Source organism: Staphylococcus caseorum, assembly GCF_049943195.1.
GTDB lineage: Bacteria > Bacillota > Bacilli > Staphylococcales > Staphylococcaceae > Staphylococcus > Staphylococcus equorum_A.
This window is the reverse complement of record NZ_JBNFUA010000001.1, coordinates 2,623,969-2,647,977: the sequence shown is the minus strand read 5'-3', so window position 1 is coordinate 2,647,977 and position 24,009 is coordinate 2,623,969. Positions and strand designations below refer to the sequence as shown.

Sequence of the window (24,009 nt, the reverse complement as noted above, 5' to 3'; positions counted from 1 at the left end):
ATCAAATTATACTCAATTTATTTAGATTTACAAATCATCTGTTTGAGAATGAAATAAATAGTAACGAGAACTTAAATAATCATGAACAATACTTCATCAGAAACTTAATATAAGGATACGTTTTTCAAAAAAATCTATTATACTCTTTTTAATTAAATACAATTCATTCACTTAAACTTCACGAGTGCAAAATCACAAGTTGTTCTAATCTGTTATTTGCATAGACATCGTTATATTTCTATCACAAAAACCCATTTTTTCGTATAATTTTTTAGCAAAGTTATTCGCAAAAACATTCAGCCTTACTTCTTTGATATTTTTCGCTTTAAAATACTCGCCGACAAATTGTATTAATTCTTCAGCGACCCCGTGTCTTCTATATTCATCAAATACATACAACTCATATATAAATCCATACTCTTCTTGAATAAAATAATCTGTTTTGTCATCTATAAGTACGAAACCTTTCATGTGAGATTCTTCTATTAATACATAATATTCAGCACCTTCGCTTATTAACTGTTTTGACACTGATCTCATCGCATGATCTGATAAGTCAAAGTCTGCTGTTATTGCTTCTTTAAATACAGTCGGTATCGTCTTATTGATTATTTTCAATTCTTCTTGGTTTGCTTTTCTAATTGTCATTATTATGCACCCTTTCTTCAACACTCTTTCATTCTAAATACTTACACTCATTGTTATATCACTTTACATTTCAAATAATTTTTATTACTTTGACAATACCCTAAATCAAAAGAAATTAATTTCAAGACTGTGCAAAATAAAAACTTTATCGTCTGACAACTTTAATATCAATAGAATTCTTATTAACTACTGGATATATTGTATTTTTATAGTAAAATAGGATAGTGACTTTATCTATATACCATTAATTACAGGCGGCTTCACTATATTATCTAAGATAGTTTTTGTAATATACAAGACCTATTTTTAATTGTGAATACTGTACATGATACAATGGATGCTTTACAATCAACAGATCATCCGATGATTAACAACCATTGTTTTTTAAATAGAGCATTTCAATAACTTACAACGCTATTATCAATAGTTGAAAATATTATAAAAAGTTCGATATATTCTACCTTATATCAAAATATAAAGAGAAAATTTTTTAAAAAGAGGGAATAAATAATGAAGTCTATATCTGTCATAGTGACTTATTACAACTCAGAAGACTATATAGAAAGATGTTTAAATAGTCTTAAAAAACAAAGATTTCAAGATTTTGAGTTAATTTTAGTTAATGATGGTTCAACTGATAATTCAAAAACAATCGCAACACAAAGTATTGCAAATTGGGATATACCAATAAAAGAAATTGATTTACAACAAAATACAGGTCATGCACATGCAAGAAATATTGCGATGCAAGAAGTAGATGCACCATATTTTATATTCATTGATTCAGATGATTATTTAGCTTCTTATGCACTTGCATTTTATATGAAAAAAATAAATCAATTTGACGCACTTATTTCACCAATACATTCATTTACACTTGATATACCACAATATATAGACCAAGACTTAGTGCGTGTAGACTATTTAGATACGAAAACTAAATCAAATCAATTTTTACGCAAAAATTCAGCATGTAATATTGTCTTTAAAACGGCTATCGCACGTGGACATAATTTACAATTTAATGAAGGCTTAGATGTCTTTATTGACTGGTCTTTCATATTAGATTTCATAAAATACTCAAACGGTTTTGTACGTGTGAGTCGCTTCCCATTTTATATCAAAGGCGAAGTTTATGACCCATTCTTAAAACCAAGGTTATCTAAACAAGATTTCGGCATCGTCTTCAACGATTATGTTTATAGTTTTTCAGACTCTATCCAACGTGCACCTTTAAAAGAAAACAAACGTTTCATAAAAAATAAAATGAAAAGTTTATTTAAATATTCGTTTGAGCCTTCGTTGAGAAAAACACCTGAAAGATATGAACAAAATAGTGAGTTATTACCAAGCGTTACAAGACAACTCTTTCCTACAATTTTCAAAAATGAAAAACCTTTATTTATTGCTGAAGCACTCATGCTTATGTTTAATAAGAGAAAATCAGCATTTAAAATTAATCAGCTTAGAAATAAAGCAAGATTAGCTAAAAATGTTGTTTTACGCAGAAAAAATAAACATCGTGCACTTTACCAATTGACAGATTCTGAAAATAAAGTTAATCCAAAAACAATCGTATTTGAAGCTTTTGGTGGTAAAAATTACAGCGATAGTCCTAAATATGTTTATGAATATATGATGAAACATCATCCGAATTATGAATTTATATGGGTATTAAAAAAGCCTGACAGCATACAAATACCAGGCCCAGCAAAAAAGGTTCGAAAAAATTCTAAAGCATACTATGATGCTTATTCTAGAGCAAAATATTGGGTATCAAATGCTAGGCTCCCACTGTTTCTAAATAAAAAGCCTAACCAAGTCTATATCCAAACTTGGCACGGTACGCCATTAAAACGCTTGGCAAACGATATGAAAGTCATTCGTATGCCTGGAACAACAACAGATCGTTATAAACGCAACTTCAGAGAAGAAACAAATCGTTGGGATTATCTCGTTTCACCAAATGCTTATTCATCAAAAATATTTGAAACAGCATTCTGGATGAATCCAGAACAAATTCTAGAAATTGGTTATCCTAGAAATGACGTTTTAGTTAATCGTTCACAAGACGAAGCCTATCTTCAAGAAATCAAAGAAAACTTAAATTTACCTGAAGATAAGAAAGTGATTATGTACGCTCCTACATGGAGAGATGATGAATTTGTTAAAAAAGGTAAATACTTGTTTGATTTGAAAATAGACTTAGATAACTTACAGGAACAATTAGGTGACGAATATGTGATTTTATTAAGAATGCATTACCTAATTTCTAATGCCCTCGATTTAAGAGGTTATGAAGAGTTTGCAATTGACGTTTCAAATTACAGTGACATCTCTGAATTATACTTGATTTCAGATTGTTTAATCACAGATTATTCGTCAGTCATGTTTGATTACGGCGTACTAAAAAGACCACAGTTCTTTTTCGCTTATGATTTAGATAAATACGGTCAAGATTTACGTGGTTTCTATCTTGATTATCATAAAGATTTACCAGGTCCAATTTATCAAGATGCTTATAAATTAGTTGATGATTTGAAAAATTTAGACCAAGTAAAAGTAGATTACAAAGATAAAATCGACACTTTCTATAATGACTTTTGTTCATTAGAAGATGGTAAATCGTCTAAAGCAATTTCTGATTTAATTACTGGTCAACAAGACGAGTAGTTTTTATACAAGCGTTTCAGCGCTTGTATTCCTTTTTAAATTAGCCTTGTGGGGCGGGAATAAGCAATCAAATTTCAAATTTTGATTGCTTATTCCCGCCCCTATTTTCATTTAATTTTTGAGCTAATAACTGCCAAGCTCTGTGATAATTATCGTCTAATTGTACAGGTTTAAAACCAAACTCAAGATACATATTGATGGCTTTATAACTTATCGTTTGTGAAGTTAAATAAGCTTTATTATGATGTAACGCTAAAATATTCATTGCTGCACTAAGTAATGGCTTAGATAACTTTTTGCCTTGATATGCTGGTATGATGCCAACCCAATGAATTCTCCCCATCATTTGACTATCATCACCTAAATAGCCATACCATGCAGTAGTCGTACCCACAACTTCTTGCTTCTCATTTTCAATGAAGATACAACGTTGTTCCATCTCTGTTACATGATTTCCAAACTCTTTATCAAACCTTTCTAATGCCATTTCCTCAGTTTTAAACTCACCTGCTAGCGTTTCTATATAAGCCCATAATTTTTCATCGCCTTTACGAAATTTCCTAATGACAAAACCTTTAGGCACATCATACTGTGGTATGTCATCTAACTGTGTTCTCACCATTTGTACTTTAATATTTTCCATTCTGCCGCACCCCACATCTTTAAATTTGTTATATCAACTTATGTTTATAATAGCCTTATTCCCATCATAAAAACACCTATTACAACTTCAAATAAAAACTTATCTATTATGCACATTATAAATTTATGAAAAATATAAAAAAACTGCCAACCAAAAAGTTATACACTTTTGGTGACAGTGAAAATATCTAGGATGATATTCAAATCTATACTTCCTTATTTTGAAACACCTATCGTGTTCAACAATACAATACCTATGAGTATAAACACGATTGCTATGATGCCTGTGAGATTTAGATTTTCATTAAATAAAACGACTGCGAGTACTGTACTTAGTACTAATCCCAAACCAGCCCAAGTGGCGTAACTTAAGCCTAACGGTAGATATTTCATAGCTAAACTAAAAAAATAAAAACAAATCATAAATGAGATGATTGCTGATAAACTTGGGTATAATTCACTCAAGACTTCAGAAGCCTTGAGTGAAACCGTGCCTGTTACTTCAGTAATAATAGCAATCAATAAATATAAATAAGCCATAATACTCCTTCCCTAAATCGAAGCACTTGGAAAGTTAATCGTTTTTATATTAACGCTTTTACCAATCACGCTACTTCTATTTAATCAATATCAAAGTTCTATTTAACTATCGTAGCAATAGTTCTCTTTGTAATTTACAACTCTAAAGCAGCATCATTTTAACAGCTATAAATAATAAGCAACTGGTGAAAATCATTGAATTTATGACTTCACCAGTTGCTGTTTTTAAATTATATAGATTGGTTCATTACTTTTATTTTACTGTTCCTGCATCTTTGTCATGTACACCATGACGATAGAAATCAATGTTTTCTGGTTCCATAGGTTTTTTACCACGGATAATGTCTGATGCTTTTTCTGCCATCATTAATACAGGCGAGTGGATATTTCCGTTTGTAGTGCGCGGCATTACAGATGCATCTACAACACGTAAGTTTTCCATACCATGTACTTTGAATGTCTCAGGATCAACAACTGACATCTCATCTGATGCTGGGCCCATTCTACAGCTACATGATGGATGTAATGCTGTTTCGCCATCACGTTTAACCCACTCAATAATTTCTTCATCTGTTTGTACTTCAGGTCCTGGAGAAATTTCTCCACCATTAAATGGATCTAAAGATTTTTGAGACAAGATGTTTCTGGCTACTTTGATAGCTTCAACCCATTCGCGTTTATCTTCTTCTGTAGATAAGTAGTTAAATACGAAATCTGGTTTTTCAAATGGATCTTTAGATTTAATCTTCAAGTAACCACGAGAGTTAGAATACATTGGACCTACGTGTACTTGGTAACCATGAGCATGTGGCGCTTTCGTCCCATCGTATCTTACTGCGATTGGTAAGAAGTGGAACATTAAGTTTGGATAATCTACGTCGTCATTTGAACGTACAAATCCGCCGCCTTCGAAGTGGTTAGATGCTGCTGCACCTTTACGACCTAAAATCCATTGCAAGCCAATGAATGGCATCTTCAACTTATTAAGGCTAGGTTGCATTGAAACTGGTTGTTTACATGCATGTTGCACGTATACTTCTAAATGGTCTTCAAAATTTTCTCCTACGCCTGGTAAATGTAAACGAGGTTCAACACCAACTGAACGTAGGTGTTCTGAATCACCAATACCAGATAATTGTAATAATTGTGGAGAGTTAATTGCGCCACCTGATAAAATAACTTCTTTCGCATTCACTGTATGTTCTTTACCATTCTTCTTGAATGTTACACCAGTTACTTTATTACCTTCAAAATTTAATTTAGTTACAAATGCACGCGTTTGTACGTCTAAGTTTTTACGTTTCATAGCTGGATGCAAGTAAGCTCTTGACGCTGATACACGTCTACCATTATGCACTTGACTATCAAAAGGTCCAAAGCCTTCTTGACGGAAACCATTAACGTCTGGTGTTTTATTATAACCTGCGTCAACACCAGCATTGAAAAATGCTTGGAATAACGGGTTTTTAGCAGGTCCACGTCTTAATTTAATTGGACCGTGGTGACCACGATACTGATCATCTTTAGTAGAACCGAATGTTGTTTCCAAACGTTTAAAGTATGGTAAACAATGGGCATAGTCCCATGATTCCATGCCTTCTGGTTGCGCCCATTTTTCATAGTCTAATGGGTTACCACGTTGATAAATCATACCGTTAATTGAACTTGAACCACCTAATACTTTACCACGCGCATGTCCAACTTTACGGCCATCCATATGTGGTTCTGCATTTGTTTCATAAATCCAGTCATATAGTTTATTTCCTGCTGGATACATTAATGCTGCTGGCATTTGGATTAATAAATCCCATGAATAGTCACTACGTCCAGCTTCTAATACAAGTACTTCATTAGAAGCATCTTCACTTAAACGGCCACCAAGTACCGAACCGGCACTCCCACCACCAATAATGATATAATCATATGATTTTTTCATTTTTGATAAAACCTCCTAAATTTTTAATTATTAATATTTTATATTTGTGTGTAATTTACTTATTGTTTACCAAACCAATTTACTGGTTCTGGGTTCGTATTACGTAGAATATGTTTTTCAACTTGATATTCTGCTAAGCCTTCTTTACCAAGTTCTCTACCAATACCTGATTGTTTGTAACCACCCCATGGTGCTTGTGCAAAGTATGGGTGGAAGTCATTAATCCAAACTGTACCCATCTTCAATTTATTAACAACACGTTCAGCTTTACCGATATCTGAAGTGAATACGCCACCTGCTAAACCATAAATTGAATCATTTGCTAGTTCGATTGCTTCTGCTTCTGTTGAAAAGCCTTCAATCGTTACAACTGGACCAAATACTTCTTCTTGTACAATACGCATTGAAGTATCACAATCTGTAATGACAGTTGGTTCAAAGAAGAAGCCATCTTGTAAGTCTTCACGTTCTGGTCTTTTACCACCAATAGCAATCGTTGCGTTTTCTGATTTTGCAACTTCCATATATTTTTCTATTTTTTCTCTGTGTTCAGCTGAGATAACTGGACCCATTTCAGTTTCTGGATTAAATCCATCACCTAATTTAATATTTTTAATTCTTTCAACTAAAGCTGTTTCGAATTTATCTTTGATATCGTTGTGTACTAAGATTCTTGCGCCTGCAGAACACACTTGGCCTGCATGGAAAAAACCACCATTCAAAGCTTGATCGACTGCAAGATCAAAATCAGCATCATCAAAAATAATATTAGGATTTTTACCACCAAGCTCTAATGCAACATTCGTTACGTGGTTAGCAGCTTGTTTCATAATATGTTTCCCTGTTTGAATGCCACCTGTAAAAGATACTAGGTCTACTTCTTTATGAGATGATAACGGCTCTCCTACTTCAGAACCTTTACCTAAGACTAAGTTAATAACACCTTTAGGGAAGCCAACTTCCTCCATCAATTCAAATACACGAATTGTTGTTAGCGGTGTGATTTCACTTGGCTTCATAACTAGCGTACAGCCTGTAACTAATGCCGGAGCAATCTTCCATGAAGCTTGTAGTAAAGGGTAGTTCCATGGTGTGATTTGTGTGACAACACCTACTGGTTCTTTTATCACTTTACTTTCAGTATTAGGAATTGGTGAATCTATCATTTCGCCACCATCTTTATCAGCTAAACCAGCAAAATAATGAAATACATTCGCAATGTCGTCCATGTCCGCATATGATTCTTCTAATGTTTTACCTGTATCCAATGTCTCAAGTCTTGCTAATTCTTCACGGTGTTCTACGATTAAGTCGGCAATTGCGCCTACTTTTTTACCTCTAGATTCACTTGTTTCTTGAGACCATTCACTGCCTTCAAATGCATTTCTTGCAGCTAAAATGGCACGTTCACTATCTTCTGAAGTACCTTCTGCGACTTCAAAAATGACTTCTTGGTTATATGGATTAATAATTTTTCTTGTTTCTTCGTTCGAGCTATTTACCCACTCACCATCAATATATTGACGACGAGATAATTGATTTAAAAGTTCCATGAAAATTACCTCCGTTAAGTTTGTTAAATTTTTATTTAACGAATTTTACAAGCTTTATGTTAGCATAGTAATCGAAAGGGTGTCAAACGAGTTTAGTTATAAGCTGGTTATGGATTTGTATAATTATAAAAATATAGTTATTTTGAATTCCTTAATCATCAATAGCTTGAATTTGTATAAAAATTTATCGGAGGTGTACATCGTGGTACATTCAAACAACCCTGATAAGCAATTGGATGAAGCTAAAGACATCGTCATCAACGCAATTGGTGAAACGATGGACCTATACGGGATTAACAGAAGTGTAGGTAATTTATTTGGTACTATGCTCTTTGAAGACAGCATGACGTTAGATGAAATGCGTGAACAACTACAAATGAGCAAACCTAGTATGAGCGCTGGAGTTAAAAGACTCCAAGAATTCGATCTTGTCAAACAACAGTTTACACGTGGCAGTAGAAAACAACATTTCATTGCTGAAAAAGACTTTTTCAATTTCTTTAGTAACTTCTTTACCCGCAAATGGAAAAGAGAAATTGTAATTAACTCTGAGGCTGTTCATGATTCAGTAGCTATCCTTGATAAGGTCATCAATGACAAAAATGCTGATGCAGCTACAAAGACAGAAGCTAGCGAAGTCAAAGCACAATTAATTGATACATTGCCTTACTATGATTGGTTAGATAATTTGGGCCAAGCAATCGAAAGTGGCGAAATATTTAAATACTTCCCTATTCCAGAAAATAAGAAATAACACTTATTTCATTATTTCAGAGTAATTGTACAATCGAAAAATGGCAGTTAGATTTCACTTTAGATATCTAGCTGTCATTTTTTTCATTTCCAGATACACTTTTCTCATTGATTTCAATACATTTAGTGAAAAAGCGATGTAAAAATAGGCATTTAAAATTCCTGATACGTCACAATCCACTTCCATCTCCCACTACAAAAAAGCAGTGAAGCAATCTATCGTCATAGATGCTCCACTGCTATATATATTTTTTTATCTATAAGTTGTCGTCATTTTTCTTTTCTCTCACCTGTGTAATTCTCAGTGAGCGTCGTTCTACTTCTTTATATTTATCCGCACGGCGCTCAAGTTTGAGTCGATCCTCATTTAATGTCCGTAAGAACGAGATCATCATCATGACGAAGACAATGAGTACTGGCACACTAGCAAGTAAGGAAGCTGTTTTTAACACTTCCAATGATCGCTCACCACCAACAAGCATTAATGCAAATGGTAATAAACATAAAGCGAATGCCCAATATAAACGGTTTGCTTTCAAAGGTTCTCCAACCACTTTTTTCTGAGATGCTGCTGCTAAAATATAAGACCCAGAATCAAAAGTCGTTGCTAAGAACAGTACCGCAGAAAGTAAGAATAAAATAATAACTAAGTTAGGGAATGGTAATTGATGCAACACTTCAATTATAGTTGCTTCTGTACCATGCGTGTTTAAATTCTGAACAACATCAAACGCTCCAGTTAATTGTAAATAAACTGCATAGTTACCGAAAATACCAAAGAATAACATACAGCCTAAAGTACCGTATATTATCGTACCTAGAACGACTTCTTTCATAGTTCGTCCCTTAGAAATTCGTGCAATAAACAATCCAATAAACGGTGCATATACAATCCACCATGACCAATAGAATATTGTCCAATCTTGTGGGAAGTTCGTTTCCTTACGTCCACCGATACCTCCGAATGGTTCTATCCATGTCGCCATTTGGAAGAAGTTTTTCACCATATTACCCATACCTGTTATGGTTGTTTCCATAATAAACACAGTTGGGCCAACAATCAGCACAAAACCAAGTAAAACAAATGAAAGAATAACGTTCCAATCACTTAACACTTTTATGCCTTTTTTCAATCCAGAATAAGAACTGTATGCAAAAAGTGCAGTTATGATAAATAGAATCGCACCACGCATGACCATACTATCTCCGTCTAAACCGGTCAATCTTTCTATACCTGCTGTAATCATCGGTACGCCAAGTGCGAGTGATGTTGCAGCGCCTCCAAGTAAACCGAAGATAAATATAATATCAGTAACTTGTCCAATAAAGCCATCTGTTTGGCTTTTTAAAATAGGTCTCAACGTTTGGCTGATTTTAAAGACTGGTTTTTTCTTCACGAATATAAGATAACCAATACATAGTGCTGGCAATACAAATGTTGCCCATGCGATAGGACCCCAGTGGAACATGCCATACATTGTAGCGTAGTTTAAAGCACTATCTGTCATTCCTTTACCACCGTGTGGCGGATCTTGATAGTAAAAAGCCCATTCAATAACGCCCCAATATAAAATATCTGAAGCAATACCAGCACAGAACAGCATTGCTGCCCAACTAAAATTATTGAATTCAGGTTTATCTGTAGCTTTACCTAATGTCACATTTCCATATTTTCCAAATGCAATGTACAAAACAAATATTAAAATTGCTAAGCCAATAAATAAGTATACTGAACCAATTGTACTTACAACAGCTTCATTCATTTTCGTAATAATCTCTTGACTGGCCTTTGGAAAAACCATCATAGGAATTACTGCAATTAATAAAATTACGGAAGACCCTATAAAGGTCGTCCAATCCATTACTTTATTCTTTTTCAATTGTTGAACACCCCTCATAGTAGATTTGTATGTAAAATTACCGCTAATAAATTTAATGAATTAGCAAGAACTATTTAATTATTCACAAACATGAGCCTAACGAATTTTAAATAATAATGCAAATTGCATTCAAACGAGTTATTTGTAAAAGATGAATAATTATATAAAAACAACAATTAATTTGAATACGGAAATCGCTACAATCACAGTGTTAAGTTTAAACTTAACGAAATTAATGAATCTTACAAACTTAACTAACTGTATTTTTATACAATAAAGATGAATATATATTCTATTTTATTTTTTTATTTTCTTTATGTATTCGGTGTTTTTTAAAAAATATTTCGTTTAATTTTTACATTTCTTGCTTTTTGTTAATATTACTAAAAAGCATAAAATAATTATAAATATAAATGCCTTGAAATTGCTTCAGATTAAACTAACTTCGAGTTTAAATTAATGGCGTTCAAAACTAAAAAAGGAGAGGTAAGTGTGCACAAAAAAGTGCCAACAAAGTCAGAGATTTTGTCGACACTCATAATCTATTTTTATAATTTTGTTTTTGCCATCTTATATTGCATTTACTGTTATCGAATATTAATATTTTGCAGCATCAGATGATGGATGTAAGATTGATTCTACATCTTTGTCCGATAATTCATAATCATAAAATTTTTGATAATATGTTTTAATTTCATCTTTCATATTATATTTAAATTTATCTGGATGGTTATGTTGTGCCATCCATTTCAACATTAATGGGGCATCGCCATTTGGTGGGAACCAACGATAAATACCTAACGGTACTTTATAGACCTCTTTATCTTTCACTGCTTTCACTTGGCTCCAATCTTGGCCATCTGTTTTATTTTCAATTAAATCTTCTGGTTGTGTTTCAGTGAAATTCGTAATGTAAATTTTATCCGGATTCCATTTATAAATTTGTTCCATATTAACTTCTTTTTGTCCCTCTACGCCATCTTCTCCAACTACATCAATGCCACCCGTTGCTTTAATCCATTTTTCACTATGGAAATTTGATCCAGCTACAACGATAGAATTATCTGTGTGCTGATGTAGAAATAAAACTTTGGGTTTCTCTGATTTTTTTGTGTCTTTCAAGCTTTCATCAATCATTTTTTGAGATTTTTCGCCCTCTTGCATAAACTTATCAGTTCTCTCACTTGTTTTACCACCTTTGATGTCTGAAGTTACTTCCAACCAGCTATTAAATGTAGTCAATGGATCGTCATCTTCATCATTTACAGTTTCAAGACCAATTGTAGGTATACCACTTTCTGCAACTTTATCTAAGGTTTTCTCTTCAGATGCAAGTTCAAAGTAGACATCTGGATTGATTTTAGATAATTCTTCTATATTTATATCACCATTTTTCACAAATTCAGTAGATGCTTTTTTAACATCAGGTGATATTTTAGCTAGCATTGAATTTTCTGCAGCATTATAGGCATTAGGATGTAATCCCTTAATTTCTTTAGTAGAATTCGTCCCTACAAACCAAGCAGAGAAATAAGGCAGTATGCCGCCTACTACAATACTATCTGGATCTTTTTCAACCTTCACTTCACGATTGGTTTGATCCGTAACAAGCTTTTCCTCTTTCGTTAATTCTTTATCTTCTGAATTACTCGCTGTACTGTTTGAACTGCATGCAGTAAGTAATGTAGCTGACAATACAATCCCAGCTAGGATACTATATTTTCTATTCATTGCTGATCTCCTGTTCATATCCATTTTTCTAATCTAAGTCAGAATAACTTAGTTTAATTTGTAAGACCTAGAGCTATATAAAAACCCTCAAAACTTGATTAATTACCTCCAATACCATTAGAAGTTTATATTTATGCATATTTCCCTATATATAAACCATTTTAGTGATAATGATAATCAATTTCAATATATTTTTAAATTATCTTACTTTTAGTTAAAAGTATTCTATAATATAGAAGGAATACTAAAGTATTGAATAAAGAGGTTTTAAAAATGGATAAAAAACAAATTGTAAATTATTGGGATAAGCGTGCCGAGTCTTTTAGTAAAGATAAACAGGCAGAATTAGAAAGTAGTCATGCAAAAGCTTGGCTGAAAGAAATAGAATCAATTATTCCATTAAGAGATGGTTTAAAAGTCTTAGACATAGGTACAGGTGCTGGTTTTCTAGCAATCTTATGTGCGCAACAAGGTGCTGAAGTTTCAGGTATTGATCTAGCTCCTGATATGATTCAATCTGCAAAACAGAATGCACAACAATTAAATCAAAGTATACAATTTAAAGTCATGGATGCAGAACATCTAAATTATGAAAATGAAACTTTTGATGTCGTTATCGCTCGAAATGTGACATGGCTATTGCCCCACACACAAGCTACTTACAAAGAGTGGTTACGTGTGTTAAAACCAAATGGTCATCTTATTAATATAGATGGAAACTATGGCAAAGATTCCTTTATTAATTACGGAGATATCTCAACGGATCATGCACATAATACACTGGGAGATGAAATGTTGCAGGAAAGCGAAGCCATCAAACAAAGCATACCTATTAATCACCAATCAAGACCACAATATGACATGAATATCTTAAAACAACTAGGATATGAGGCCATTCATCTTGATACTGGCGTATATACTCGAATATATAAAGAACAAGATGCTTTTTATAATCCAACACCTATATTTTTAATATCAGTCACTAAACCTATGACCTAGTTTAATGTACATTTTTTTATATTAGATAGAATATTTATTATATTTTAATATCTTAAGTGCCTTGAACTTGCGTTATGCTTCAATTTTTATCATACTAAAAGAGAATACAGTAAAAGGAGTGGTAAGAATGAATAAAGAACAATTTGATAAAGTGAAAAATGGTAAAGGTTTCATTGCTGCATTAGATCAAAGTGGTGGTAGTACACCAAAAGCGCTTAAAGATTACGGCGTTACTGAAGATCAATACGATAGCGAAGATGAAATGTTCAAACTCGTTCATGACATGCGTACACGTATTGTATCATCACCTTCATTCAGCGCTGATAAAATTATTGGTGCAATTCTTTTCGAACAAACGATGGATCGCGAAGTAGACGGTAAACATACTGGAGATTACTTAGCTGATAAAGGCGTTGTTCCCTTCTTAAAAGTTGATAAAGGCTTAGACGAACAAAAAGATGGCGTTCGATTAATGAAACCTATGCCAGATTTAGATGCTTTATTAAGTCGTGCCAACGAACACAAAATTTTTGGTACAAAAATGCGTTCTAATATTTTAGAACTTAACAAAGATGGTATTGATTTAGTTGTAAAACAACAATTTGATGTTGCTAAACAAATTATCTCTGCTGGATTAGTTCCAATCATTGAACCAGAAGTTAATATTAATGCTGAAAACAAAGAAGAAATTGAAGCATATTTAACTGACTCAATCTTAGAAGAACTAAACAAATTAAACGACGATCAACTTGTAATGTTAAAATTATCTATCCCTACAAAAGCTAACCAATATCAAACACTTATTGACCATGCTAATGTTGTTCGTGTTGTTGCACTATCAGGCGGATACAGTAGAGAACATGCAAATGAAGTCCTTAAACAAAACAAAGATTTAATTGCTAGCTTCTCTCGTGCACTTATTAATGATTTAAATGTAAACCAATCAGATGAAGAATTTGATAAAATCTTAGGTGAAACAATCGAATCTATTTATGACGCTTCAGTCAATAAAGCCTAAATAAATAATTCCTACACATTATTTATTTCCCAGGAAAAGCAAAGCGCTTGAGATTTGAATACCTCAGTGAACTAATAAAAGCAGTTTTCTACTCAAAATGTAGAGAACTGCTTTTTTATGTCATACTCTTACTAAAATGTGAGGTGATTTGAGATTATAAGTTCAAGAAGTGCCTATGGTATGTAATAAGTAATAACATCCTAATTACCTTTTTCAATTTCAGGATAAACAATATATCCATCATCTTCTATAATAGGCAAAGCACCCCATTGTCCTAATTCGTGTTGTTGCTGAATAATTTGTTGTTGGTTATCAAGCATAATATGATGTACAGACCATTCGTGAGCAGCTAGCCAATTACTCACAATTAATCTGTGACATCGCGCTGGATGTGGTTCAGAACACATGTAAGCTACACGTTTTGAATGTCCTAATACTTCTAATGCTTTGATTCCTTCTTGAAAATCCGCTGTCAAAGTGTAATCAGCATAATTATGGAAAGATTCATTATTCCAAGCTTCATTTATTGTTCTACCTACACTTTCAGAGGCTTTTCTTCTACCACCTAACAACGTATTATATTGATATTCAATATTTGCTTCAGTAAGCCATTGTCTTATATTGTCTTCATTAAATTGAGGATTGCGTTTACTGCCTCTAAATGCACGTATATCCACAATGACCTCTATATTAAATTGTTGAAGCATATCTATAAATTGTTGTTCTGAGTGATTCGCGTGACCTATCGTATATATTTTCGACATTCTAATCCCCCTTACCGTTGATACATCCTGTATTTATACTATATAACCTAATTGAATTTTTATAATCTCATTTATTTAATTTTAAGATATATTGACTATAAACTAATTCTTAAAATATACTAGCCATCATTGAAAAATATCTATATACTAAATTTAATTTATAAAATAACTTTATTTAAAGATTAAGGGGACTAAAATGAAGAATTATTTACATAGGTGGGTCATAGAAGCACTCAGTTTTATGGCTTTAGGGTTATTTGGGTCATTAATTATCGGGTTAATTTTGGATACAATAGGTAGTCAAACATTACTGCCTCAATTAGATCTATCATTTTTAACTGAAATTGGTAAGGTCGCCATGTCTGTGACAGGTGCGGCGATAGGTGTTGCAATTGCATATGGATTAGGTGCAAAACCACTCGTTATTTTTTCATGTGTTATTGTAGGAACATTGGGCTATACCACTTTTGAAGGTGGTCCTGTGGGGGCATATATTGCTACTTTAATCGTAGTTGAACTGAGTAGATTATATGCAGGCAAAACAAAAATCGATATTATTGTAACACCCTTACTAACAATTATTATTGGGGGTTTCATTGCGAAAAGTTTTGGTCCAGCGCTCAATCAATTTATGACTGGATTGGGCAAAATCATTAACGCTGCTACTGACCAACAACCATTTATAATGGGGATTCTCGTAGCAGTCATCTTTGGTTTAGCTTTAACAGCACCTATTTCTAGCGCTGCACTTGCGTTGATGCTTGATTTAAGTGGTTTAGCTGCTGGCGCGGCGACAATTGGTTGCGCAGCTCAAATGGTTGGGTTTGCAGTCAATGGCTTTAAAGACAATGGATGGGGAGGTATATTATCTATGGGGATTGGTACAAGCATGTTACAAGTTCCAAATATTATTAAGCACCCTATGATACTCTTACCGCCAACGCTTGCGAGTGCAATTGTTGCGCCTATCATGACAACATTGTTCCCTATGACGAATAATGCTGCTGGTGCAGGTATGGGAACAAGTGGATTCATCGGACAAATTATGACAATCAATACGATGGGCGGTTCGCTGCAAGTCTGGTTGTTAATCCTTGTATTCCACATCCTATTACCTGCAGCAATCAGTTTTTCACTTTATAAACTATGTTTCAATAAGCAATGGATTAAACCTGGGGATCAACTTATCCATATCGCTAGTTAATTTTTAAATAGCAGTGGTTTTGTCCAAATCTTACGGGAAAAGCGTGCACAAATAAGCAGTCCAAATATAAAATTTGGGCTGCTTATTTGTATTTATCATATATTAAAATAATATTACCTATCTTCTTGTACTGGTACTTGCTCACTACTCACAACATTTTTCTTTTGCGTAAAATAGAGCACAAATGCAATGAAATACCAAACTAGAACAATCAACCATTCTGATGGCCAAGCCAATGATGATGGCATGCCAGGAAGGTATATGATTAAGAATAACACACTTAATACAATTGCAATTATGCCGACTGCTTTACCATTCTTAATACGATAAGGGCGTTCTAACTCTGGCTGTGTTTTTCGTAACTTAAGGAATGAAATAGCCACGAGTAAATAACCTAATATAACACCTATGCCACCTGCATTAACAATCCACTGAAGTGCTGGTCTACCTAATAATGGTGCAACAAATGCAAGTACACCTAAGAATAAAATACCGTGTGTAGGTGTTTTAAACTTCGGATGAATAAAAGCAAACCATTGAGGAATCATCTTATTTTTTGCCATAGCATATAAGATTCTACTACCACCAATAATGAAAGCATTCCAGCTCGTAATAATACCGGCTACCCCACCAAGCACGAGTAAGATACCGAAACCACTATGACCGAATAAATTGACCATCGCATCAGCTGTTGCTAAGCTACTTGTCGTCAGCGCTTGTGGAGATAATCCTGTGGATACACCAAAAACAATTAATAAATAAAATATGACTGACGCAATAATAGAAAATATTAAAATACCACCAATTTTTTTAGCCGGTGCTTTTACTTCTTCAGCTATTTGCGGTATGACGTCAAATCCCACAAACAAGAAGGGAATCATCATTAAGACAGACATTGTACCACCAACACCATTTTCAAATGGTTGTAAATTATTAAAGTTACCATTAAACCCTGCACCAAACACAAGTAGCAACCCTACTCCAACGATAAATATTGTAAATACTGTTTGCATAATCGCTGCTGGCTTAACGCCGAAGTAATTAAGTGACGTTAAGATGATACTTCCTACAGAACCGATGAGTACCCATGTTAGATAAACATCCCATCCTGCGATATTCCACAATAACCCTTGATGCTGAAACGGAATCACATAATCTATCACAGTTGGCAAAGCAACCGCTTCGAATGTTATTACAGAGACATAGCCAAAAAGTACCGACCAGCCGGATATAAAAGCAATTCCCGGAGAAAATGCTTTTTTCACAAAAACAAATCCTCCCCCTGTTTCAGGAATTGCTGCGGCTAACTCTGCATATGTAAGTCCTATCACGATAACTAAAAATCCACCTATTAAAAATGCAATAATACTTCCTACAAAACCTGCTGTTGAAACCCATTCTCCTGATAATACGACCCATCCCCATCCAAGCATGGCGCCGATAGCAAGAAACAAGACATCAACAATACTCATAGATTTATTAAATTCTGATTTCATTGAACATACCCCATATCATTCATCAAATTTCAAAAAGTGATATATCAAGGCTGAAATAACATCTAATTAATTACGATAATTCCAACCTTGCAATCACTTTATTTCCGCACTTTGTTTACTTTTAAATCATTTCATATTGTAATTGTTGAAAATCAAACTCATCTGCTAAGTTTCTATTGATAGATATTTAGTTTCTAAATATGGTTCAATTCCTTCTGTGCCGCCTTCTCGACCATAGCCACTTTCTTTCAAACCACCAAAAGGTGCATGTGCTGCAGAAGGACCACCGTCGTTCCATCCAATGACGCCGTACTCTAATTCATTAAATAGTTTCAATCCAGTACGATAATTATTTGTGAAGAAATATGAAGCCAACCCAAATTCAGTATCATTTGCAATGTCTATCACTTCATCTAAATCTTCATACGTCATGATTGGTGCCACAGGTCCAAATGTTTCTTCATGCATCACTTTCATGTTCAAATCTACATTAGAAATTACTACTGGTTTTAAGAAATTACCACCTAATGCTTGGATTTCTTCTAAACTACGAGATAACTTACCACCTTTGTCTTGTGCATCCGTAATATGTGTTAACACTTTCTCGACAGCATTGTGATCTATTAGTGGACCTATTTTAACTTTCTTCTCTAAACCATCACCTACTGTGAGTGCATGTACTTTTTCAGTTAGTCTTGCTGTATATTGTTCCGCTATATCTTTATGTACAAAGATACGGTTTGCACATATACATGTTTGTCCAGCATTTCTGAACTTAGAAGCAATCGTCCCATCAACGGCTGCTTCAATATCTGCATCATTATGTACAATAAACGGTGCAAGACCTCCAAGTTCCATTGTTACATTTTTAACTGTTTGTGCTGATTGTTCAATTAATGTTTTACCAACAGCTGTCGATCCAGTAAACGTTATTTTATTAATTTGGTCATGGCCAGTAAATATATCACCAGCATCTTTACCTGATGCAACAATATAAGATATCGCATCTTTCGGAATACCCGCTTCATGTGCAAGTTCTACTAATTTGATTGTAGTTAATGGCGTCTTCACTGCTGGTTTACAAATAATTGTACATCCTGCTGCTAAAGCTGGTGCCATTTTACGCGTAATCATTGCTGCCGGAAAATTCCAAGGTGTAATTGCTCCAACCACACCAACTGGAAATTTATCTATAACCATTTTCTTTGAAGGTGTATGAGCTGGAATTGTACGCCCATAGACACGTTTCGCTTCTTCCGCATACCATTTCACATAAGAATTTGCATAAGCTACTTCCCCTTGAGCTTCAGCCAAAGGTTTACCACCCTCAAGTGTGATCAGACGTGCAAGTTCATCTTGATGTTCATCTATAAGTGTAGCCCATTGGTTTAATTTAGCAGCACGTTCATGTGCATCTACATTTTTCCATTCTTGAAAGGCTTGATGAGCCCGGCCTATCTGCGCATCAATCTCCTCATGCGTCGTGTAATCTAAACGTTCAACTACTTCATTCGTTGCTGGATTATATACTTCTAACTGTTCCATATCATTCACTCCTTATAAAAAACGTTTTATACTCCATGTCTATCATTAACTTATACCCTTTAATATTTTGAAAATGAACTTCATTCATTAAGAGACACTATAATTTGAAGTCACTTCATCAAATACATGCGTTAAAATGTTTAAGCCTTGGTTAAGTTCTGCATCAGTTATTACCAATGGCGGTAAGAAGCGTATTACATTGCCTTTAATTCCTGCAGATAATAACAATAAGCCTTTGTCATTTGCGATTTGTGTAATTTTACCTGTTAGCGCTTTATCAGGTAAACCTGTTTCAGCATCTACAACTTCAAAAGCGACCATAGCCCCTAGTCGACGAATCTGTGCGATCTGCTTGTGTGACTGACTGAGTTCTTCCAAATATACTTCAATGTTGTGTCCAAGCTGTTCTGCTTTATCATTTAATTGCTCTTGCTCTATAATATCTATTACTTTTAACGCAGCTTCACAAGCTAATGGATTACCTGCATACGTGCCCCCTAATTCTCCTGGCGCTGCACTATCAATAATTTCTGCTTTACCTACTACGCCACTTAAAGGAAATCCAGCAGCAAGTGATTTAGAAACTGTGATTAAGTCTGGTTCAATACCAAAATGTTCAATTGCAAAGGGTTTACCTGTTCTTGCAAAACCCGTTTGTATTTCATCTACAACAAAAACGATACCATTGTCTTCACAAATTTGTTTTACTGTATCAACAAACTTTTGATCAGGAATAATAAATCCACCTTCACCTTGTACGGGTTCCATGACAATACATGCAACATCACTTGGATCTACAGTTTCAATGAAGAAGTCATGTAATTTATGAATCACTTGATCTACATACGCATCTTCCGTCAATTCTTCAGATTTTTCAGAAATATCAGGATAAGGTGCTTGATAAACTTCAGGCGCAAATGGACCGAATCCATATTTATAAGGTTTCACTTTACTTGTCATAGACATTGTTAAATTTGTACGACCGTGAAAACCACGTACAAATGATACAACTGCTTGTCTTCCTGTATATTTCCGAGCAATTTTCACTGCATTTTCTACTGCTTCAGCACCAGAGTTTAGTAAAATAGCTTTTTTAGCAAATTCACCTGGCGTAATCTCTGTTAATTTCTGTGCTAGGTTAAGGTAACTTTCATACATCATGACATTAAAGCCAGGATGTATGAATTTATCTAGCTTTTCTTTTAAATGTTTAGTAATTTCTGGATGCGTATGACCGACATTAAGTGTACCAATAGCACCAGCAAAATCAATAAATGTTCGACCCTCTACATCAGTAATTGTTGCTCCTTGTGCTTTATCTGCAACATGCAAATTTCCGTTACTCACACCGCGCGCTACATACTTTTCTCTTTTTTCTTTAAAATACTCAAATTGATCTGACATAAAAAAACCTCCTCATGCTTATTAAAAAAGATTTATGGTTGTCTAAAAATTTAAGTCATTATTGGTCTTATGTAAAGACCCAGTTTGAACAAATTAATGGTACCAGTTTAGTTAGAAAGAACTTGTTTCAAACGATTTACAGCTTCAGGTATCTGTGATTGTTCAATTTTCGAGAAACCAATTATTAATATTTTAATCGCCTCATTCTTTTGAAATGTTTTTACGGAAAAGCGTTTTATGGTATAGAGTTCTAATTTTTGTGCTTTTGCACGTGTTTCAATTTCTGTATATGTATAAGGAGAAGTTACTTCTATGATGAAGTGTAAACCTGCACGTGTATCTTTTATTTGAATATCATCTTTAAAAACATTTTCTAAATATTCGATTAATAGAGATCTTCTTTTTCCATATAGTTGATGCATTTTTTTAATATATTTTTCGTAATGACCTTCTTTAATCATTAAATTGAGTGTTAATGCATTCAACATAGAAAAGTCTGGTATCATATTGTCATTTTGTAATTCAAACTGCTTAATCAATTTTGATGGTAAAATCATATAACTCATACGTAAACCTGGCATTAATGTTTTGGAAAAAGTGCCCAAGTAAATCACACTGTCATTTTTGTCAAAACTAAACAATGACGGTATATTGTCTGTTTCATACTTAAACTCACTATCGTAGTCATCTTCTATAACATAACTATGCGTTTGGCTTGCCCAGTTTAATAAATCGATTCGTCTTGAGACAGGCATAATAGTACCCATAGGGAACTGATGAGATGGTGTTACGATAACAGCATTAGGTTGCGTTTGTTTGAGTTGATCTATAGATATACCTTTATGATCTAATTCTATTGCTGTGGTTGATGTATTGGTTTGATTAAGTAATGTTCTAAAACGGGAATAACCAGGATTTTCTACAGCAATCGTTACGTTTTTTTCCAATAATTGAATTAACTGCATCAATAAAGTATTCGTTCCTGATCCTATAACGATTTGTTCAGGATGACATTGGATTCCTCTTTGATATGACACGAGTTTCGCAATAGATTGTCTAAGTTCTATTGGACCTTTAACATGTGGAATGGTCGACAAATAATAATCATAATCTTGGAATACACGCTTTGTTAACTTTGCCCATGTATCCACTGGAAATTCTGATATATCTGTACTCATATGGGAAAAAGAGTAATCAAATGTAGTTCGAGTTGTTTGCTCGTGACCATCTAATGAAATCTGAGCGTCAGGGTCTATAATTAATTTATCTAACGGTTCTATAAAATAACCTTTTCGTTCCTTTGTATAAATGTAACCTTCAGCTAATAACTGCTCGTAGGCTGATTTCACACTGTTCACACTCACATTAAGATGCTTTGCCATATCTCTTTTTGAAGGGATTTTTTCATGACTTTCATATTTGAATGCGAGTATATCATCTTTTAAGCGGTTATATAACTGTCTATAGATATATTGTTCTGTGTCCCGTTGCATAATTACACCTCTTCGCTATATTATAATTCGTTTATTATACACGTGATTCAGTCTACTACACTAATGAAATCATTTTTTCTATTTTCATTTAAAAAACAACGGTAGCCACCATTAGGTTAACTACCGCTGTTGGTATTGATTTTACGTAAGTAATTATCAAACATTAGAATCAAATCTTATAAAATTGGAGATGCTAATTTAGCAATAGACTGCTTAAACTTAATCCAATGTGAACGCTGTTCGTAACGTTCTTCTGTGAGTTCTTTTGAAATTTTAAGATCTTCGAAGAATGCTGCTTTTAATTGTTCTGCGATTTGTGTGTCATACATAAATGCATTAATTTCAAAGTTTAATTCAAAGCTGCGGACGTCCATATTTGCAGTGCCCACGCTTGATACTTCGTCATCAATCATGATCATTTTAGAATGGATAAACCCATTTTCATATGTGTACACTTTTACACCGTCTTTAATAAGTTGTGACACGCTTGTGATTGTTGCCCAATATACAAATATATGATCTGGTTTACACGGTATAATCAAACGAACATCGACACCTGATTTCGCAGCAATACGTAAGGCATTAATAAAACCTTTGTCCGGTATAAAATAAGGACTGTGCATATAGATAGATTTTTTAGCATTCATAATCATCTTCATATAGCCAAATTCAATTTGATGCCAATTATCACTCGGTGCACTGGCAGCCAGTTGCATAGACACGTTGCCACCTTGATAGGCATTGTTCGGGAAATACCTTTTATTATATTCTAACTGTTCACGTTTAGCTTGCGAGTTCCAATCATGTATAAAGCTCAATTGCAGTGCATCGACACCGTCGCCTCTCACTCTTAAGTGCGTATCTCTCCAATAGCCAAACTTCTTGTTTAAGCCTAAATATTCGTCACCTATGTTGAAACCACCTACATAACCTGTCTGTCCATCAATAATTACAATTTTACGGTGATTTCGGTTATTTACTCTAAAGTTTATAAAAGGAACTTTAGATTTGAAAAATGCTTCGACTTGTCCGCCCTCTGACTGGAATTTTTTAAAATTAGAATTATGTACCGATTTAGATCCCACAGCATCATAAAGTAGTTTGACCTCTAGGCCTTCTGCGGCTTTTTCTTCTAGTATTTCAATAATTTCAGTACCTAAGCCGTCTAATTTCAAAACGTAATATTCCATATGAATATAACGTTTAGCATTACGCAAATCTTGTTTCATTTGGTCATATAAATCATGGCCATCTGTGTAAATATCGATATTATTGTTATTACTTAAAAAAGATTGTTCTTTAGTTAATAACGTGTTAGCAAGATCAGCATGTTTTCTTACAATAGGATTTTTTGAATCACTAATTTTGTTAGTATCATCTTGAAGTTGTGACCGTAATCTTTTCAGACCATCTTCAATTTGATTATGCTCAAACCCTCGTTCACGCTTTTTTCTAACTGCACGTCCGAAGAATATATACACAATAAAACCTAAAATCGGCATAACGAATAATAAGAATAACCATGCCCAAGTTGAGGTCGCATCTCTTCTATCCCTATCTAAAAATACAATAAGGAAAGCTAACACAATATTAATTAGAAAAAAGAAAGCTAACACGATTCTATATATCGGGCTTATACCTGTATCAAACATCAATTGCATAAAATCACCCCACTACTTCACTTTTATAAAAATTGTTATTTAAAAATTAACTGTTGCATTAAACTTTTT

18 protein-coding genes are annotated in these 24,009 nt (G+C 33.8%); 5 read left to right on the top strand and 13 right to left on the bottom strand.

The features are described from left to right. Positions 1–204: 204 nt before the first annotated feature. On the bottom strand, positions 205–648 hold the full coding sequence (locus ACP3TL_RS13220) for a GNAT family N-acetyltransferase (RefSeq protein ID WP_069833106.1): 444 nt from the start codon (positions 646–648) through the stop codon (positions 205–207). Between the two features lie 510 nt (positions 649–1,158). Between ACP3TL_RS13220 and ACP3TL_RS13215 the strand changes: the two genes are divergently transcribed. Continuing rightward, positions 1,159–3,321: a bifunctional glycosyltransferase/CDP-glycerol:glycerophosphate glycerophosphotransferase gene (locus ACP3TL_RS13215; RefSeq protein ID WP_081325326.1), complete on the top strand. Its 2,163-nt coding sequence runs from the start codon at positions 1,159–1,161 to the stop codon at positions 3,319–3,321. 67 nt (positions 3,322–3,388) lie between these two features. Here the strand turns inward: ACP3TL_RS13215 and ACP3TL_RS13210 are convergent, their stop codons facing one another. The 4 genes from ACP3TL_RS13210 to betB form a co-directional block, all read right to left on the bottom strand. Beyond that, positions 3,389–3,964, bottom strand: coding sequence for a GNAT family N-acetyltransferase (locus tag ACP3TL_RS13210; protein ID WP_069833105.1), 576 nt, complete (start codon positions 3,962–3,964; stop codon positions 3,389–3,391). 215 nt (positions 3,965–4,179) lie between these two features. Further along, a complete protein-coding gene (locus ACP3TL_RS13205) occupies positions 4,180–4,503 on the bottom strand; it encodes a DMT family transporter (RefSeq protein ID WP_069833104.1) in 324 nt (107 codons plus the stop codon). Positions 4,504–4,756: 253 nt separating this feature from the next. Then, positions 4,757–6,439 carry a choline dehydrogenase gene (gene betA / locus ACP3TL_RS13200; RefSeq protein ID WP_069816587.1) on the bottom strand — a complete coding sequence of 561 codons (1,683 nt, stop codon included), beginning with the start codon at positions 6,437–6,439 and terminating at the stop codon, positions 4,757–4,759. A gap of 59 nt (positions 6,440–6,498) precedes the next feature. Next, positions 6,499–7,992 carry a betaine-aldehyde dehydrogenase gene (betB, locus tag ACP3TL_RS13195; RefSeq protein WP_069833103.1) on the bottom strand — a complete coding sequence of 498 codons (1,494 nt, stop codon included), beginning with the start codon at positions 7,990–7,992 and terminating at the stop codon, positions 6,499–6,501. Between the two features lie 202 nt (positions 7,993–8,194). Here betB and cudC point away from each other — a divergent pair, with 202 nt between their 5' ends. Next, positions 8,195–8,746 carry a choline uptake/conversion transcriptional regulator CudC gene (cudC, locus tag ACP3TL_RS13190; RefSeq protein ID WP_069833102.1) on the top strand — a complete coding sequence of 184 codons (552 nt, stop codon included), beginning with the start codon at positions 8,195–8,197 and terminating at the stop codon, positions 8,744–8,746. Between the two features lie 256 nt (positions 8,747–9,002). Here cudC and ACP3TL_RS13185 read toward each other — a convergent pair whose 3' ends face one another. Both ACP3TL_RS13185 and ACP3TL_RS13180 read right to left on the bottom strand, forming a co-directional pair. Then, positions 9,003–10,625 (bottom strand): BCCT family transporter, encoded by a 1,623-nt coding sequence (locus ACP3TL_RS13185; protein ID WP_069833101.1) that lies wholly within the window; start codon positions 10,623–10,625, stop codon positions 9,003–9,005. A gap of 597 nt (positions 10,626–11,222) precedes the next feature. Then, complete coding sequence (locus ACP3TL_RS13180) at positions 11,223–12,356, bottom strand: ABC transporter substrate-binding protein (RefSeq protein WP_069833100.1); 1,134 nt, start codon at positions 12,354–12,356, stop codon at positions 11,223–11,225. A 273-nt stretch (positions 12,357–12,629) separates the two neighbouring features. Between ACP3TL_RS13180 and ACP3TL_RS13175 the strand changes: the two genes are divergently transcribed. Beyond that, entirely contained in the window at positions 12,630–13,355 is a 726-nt protein-coding gene (locus tag ACP3TL_RS13175) for a class I SAM-dependent methyltransferase (protein ID WP_069833099.1), read from the top strand. A gap of 127 nt (positions 13,356–13,482) precedes the next feature. After that, complete coding sequence (locus ACP3TL_RS13170; RefSeq protein WP_285325796.1) at positions 13,483–14,373, top strand: fructose bisphosphate aldolase; 891 nt, start codon at positions 13,483–13,485, stop codon at positions 14,371–14,373. 200 nt (positions 14,374–14,573) lie between these two features. On the opposite strand, the gene ACP3TL_RS13165 is transcribed toward ACP3TL_RS13170, so the two are convergent. After that, the gene (locus ACP3TL_RS13165; protein WP_069816575.1) at positions 14,574–15,137 is read right to left on the bottom strand and encodes a DUF488 domain-containing protein; all 564 of its coding nucleotides are present in this window, start codon (positions 15,135–15,137) and stop codon (positions 14,574–14,576) included. A 196-nt stretch (positions 15,138–15,333) separates the two neighbouring features. Here ACP3TL_RS13165 and ACP3TL_RS13160 point away from each other — a divergent pair, with 196 nt between their 5' ends. After that, the gene (locus ACP3TL_RS13160; protein WP_069816573.1) at positions 15,334–16,341 is read left to right on the top strand and encodes a PTS sugar transporter subunit IIC; all 1,008 of its coding nucleotides are present in this window, start codon (positions 15,334–15,336) and stop codon (positions 16,339–16,341) included. A gap of 113 nt (positions 16,342–16,454) precedes the next feature. Here the strand turns inward: ACP3TL_RS13160 and ACP3TL_RS13155 are convergent, their stop codons facing one another. The 5 genes from ACP3TL_RS13155 to cls form a co-directional block, all read right to left on the bottom strand. After that, a complete protein-coding gene (locus ACP3TL_RS13155) occupies positions 16,455–17,837 on the bottom strand; it encodes an APC family permease (RefSeq protein ID WP_069816571.1) in 1,383 nt (460 codons plus the stop codon). Between the two features lie 165 nt (positions 17,838–18,002). Continuing rightward, positions 18,003–19,382 (bottom strand): NAD-dependent succinate-semialdehyde dehydrogenase, encoded by a 1,380-nt coding sequence (locus ACP3TL_RS13150; protein ID WP_069833098.1) that lies wholly within the window; start codon positions 19,380–19,382, stop codon positions 18,003–18,005. Positions 19,383–19,469: 87 nt separating this feature from the next. Next, on the bottom strand, positions 19,470–20,786 hold the full coding sequence (gene gabT, locus ACP3TL_RS13145) for a 4-aminobutyrate--2-oxoglutarate transaminase (RefSeq protein WP_069833097.1): 1,317 nt from the start codon (positions 20,784–20,786) through the stop codon (positions 19,470–19,472). A gap of 107 nt (positions 20,787–20,893) precedes the next feature. Next, entirely contained in the window at positions 20,894–22,279 is a 1,386-nt protein-coding gene (gene gabR / locus ACP3TL_RS13140) for a MocR-like transcriptional regulator GabR (protein WP_277575665.1), read from the bottom strand. A 176-nt stretch (positions 22,280–22,455) separates the two neighbouring features. Next, a complete protein-coding gene (gene cls / locus ACP3TL_RS13135) occupies positions 22,456–23,940 on the bottom strand; it encodes a cardiolipin synthase (RefSeq protein WP_069816564.1) in 1,485 nt (494 codons plus the stop codon). Between the last annotated feature and the right edge of the window lie 69 nt (positions 23,941–24,009).

What these genes read in the sequence shown, in the direction of transcription:
- ACP3TL_RS13215 (WP_081325326.1), top strand. Translation starts at nt 1,159, where the DNA reads ATGAAGTCTATATCTGTCATAGTGACTTATTACAACTCAGAAGACTAT.
- cls (WP_069816564.1), bottom strand. Translation starts at nt 23,940, where the DNA reads ATGCAATTGATGTTTGATACAGGTATAAGCCCGATATATAGAATCGTG.
- gabT (WP_069833097.1), bottom strand. Translation starts at nt 20,786, where the DNA reads ATGTCAGATCAATTTGAGTATTTTAAAGAAAAAAGAGAAAAGTATGTA.
- ACP3TL_RS13175 (WP_069833099.1), top strand. Translation starts at nt 12,630, where the DNA reads ATGGATAAAAAACAAATTGTAAATTATTGGGATAAGCGTGCCGAGTCT.
- gabR (WP_277575665.1), bottom strand. Translation starts at nt 22,279, where the DNA reads ATGCAACGGGACACAGAACAATATATCTATAGACAGTTATATAACCGC.
- ACP3TL_RS13155 (WP_069816571.1), bottom strand. Translation starts at nt 17,837, where the DNA reads ATGAAATCAGAATTTAATAAATCTATGAGTATTGTTGATGTCTTGTTT.
- ACP3TL_RS13165 (WP_069816575.1), bottom strand. Translation starts at nt 15,137, where the DNA reads ATGTCGAAAATATATACGATAGGTCACGCGAATCACTCAGAACAACAA.
- betA (WP_069816587.1), bottom strand. Translation starts at nt 6,439, where the DNA reads ATGAAAAAATCATATGATTATATCATTATTGGTGGTGGGAGTGCCGGT.
- ACP3TL_RS13205 (WP_069833104.1), bottom strand. Translation starts at nt 4,503, where the DNA reads ATGGCTTATTTATATTTATTGATTGCTATTATTACTGAAGTAACAGGC.
- ACP3TL_RS13170 (WP_285325796.1), top strand. Translation starts at nt 13,483, where the DNA reads ATGAATAAAGAACAATTTGATAAAGTGAAAAATGGTAAAGGTTTCATT.
- ACP3TL_RS13220 (WP_069833106.1), bottom strand. Translation starts at nt 648, where the DNA reads ATGACAATTAGAAAAGCAAACCAAGAAGAATTGAAAATAATCAATAAG.
- betB (WP_069833103.1), bottom strand. Translation starts at nt 7,992, where the DNA reads ATGGAACTTTTAAATCAATTATCTCGTCGTCAATATATTGATGGTGAG.
- ACP3TL_RS13210 (WP_069833105.1), bottom strand. Translation starts at nt 3,964, where the DNA reads ATGGAAAATATTAAAGTACAAATGGTGAGAACACAGTTAGATGACATA.
- ACP3TL_RS13150 (WP_069833098.1), bottom strand. Translation starts at nt 19,382, where the DNA reads ATGGAACAGTTAGAAGTATATAATCCAGCAACGAATGAAGTAGTTGAA.
- ACP3TL_RS13160 (WP_069816573.1), top strand. Translation starts at nt 15,334, where the DNA reads ATGAAGAATTATTTACATAGGTGGGTCATAGAAGCACTCAGTTTTATG.
- ACP3TL_RS13180 (WP_069833100.1), bottom strand. Translation starts at nt 12,356, where the DNA reads ATGAATAGAAAATATAGTATCCTAGCTGGGATTGTATTGTCAGCTACA.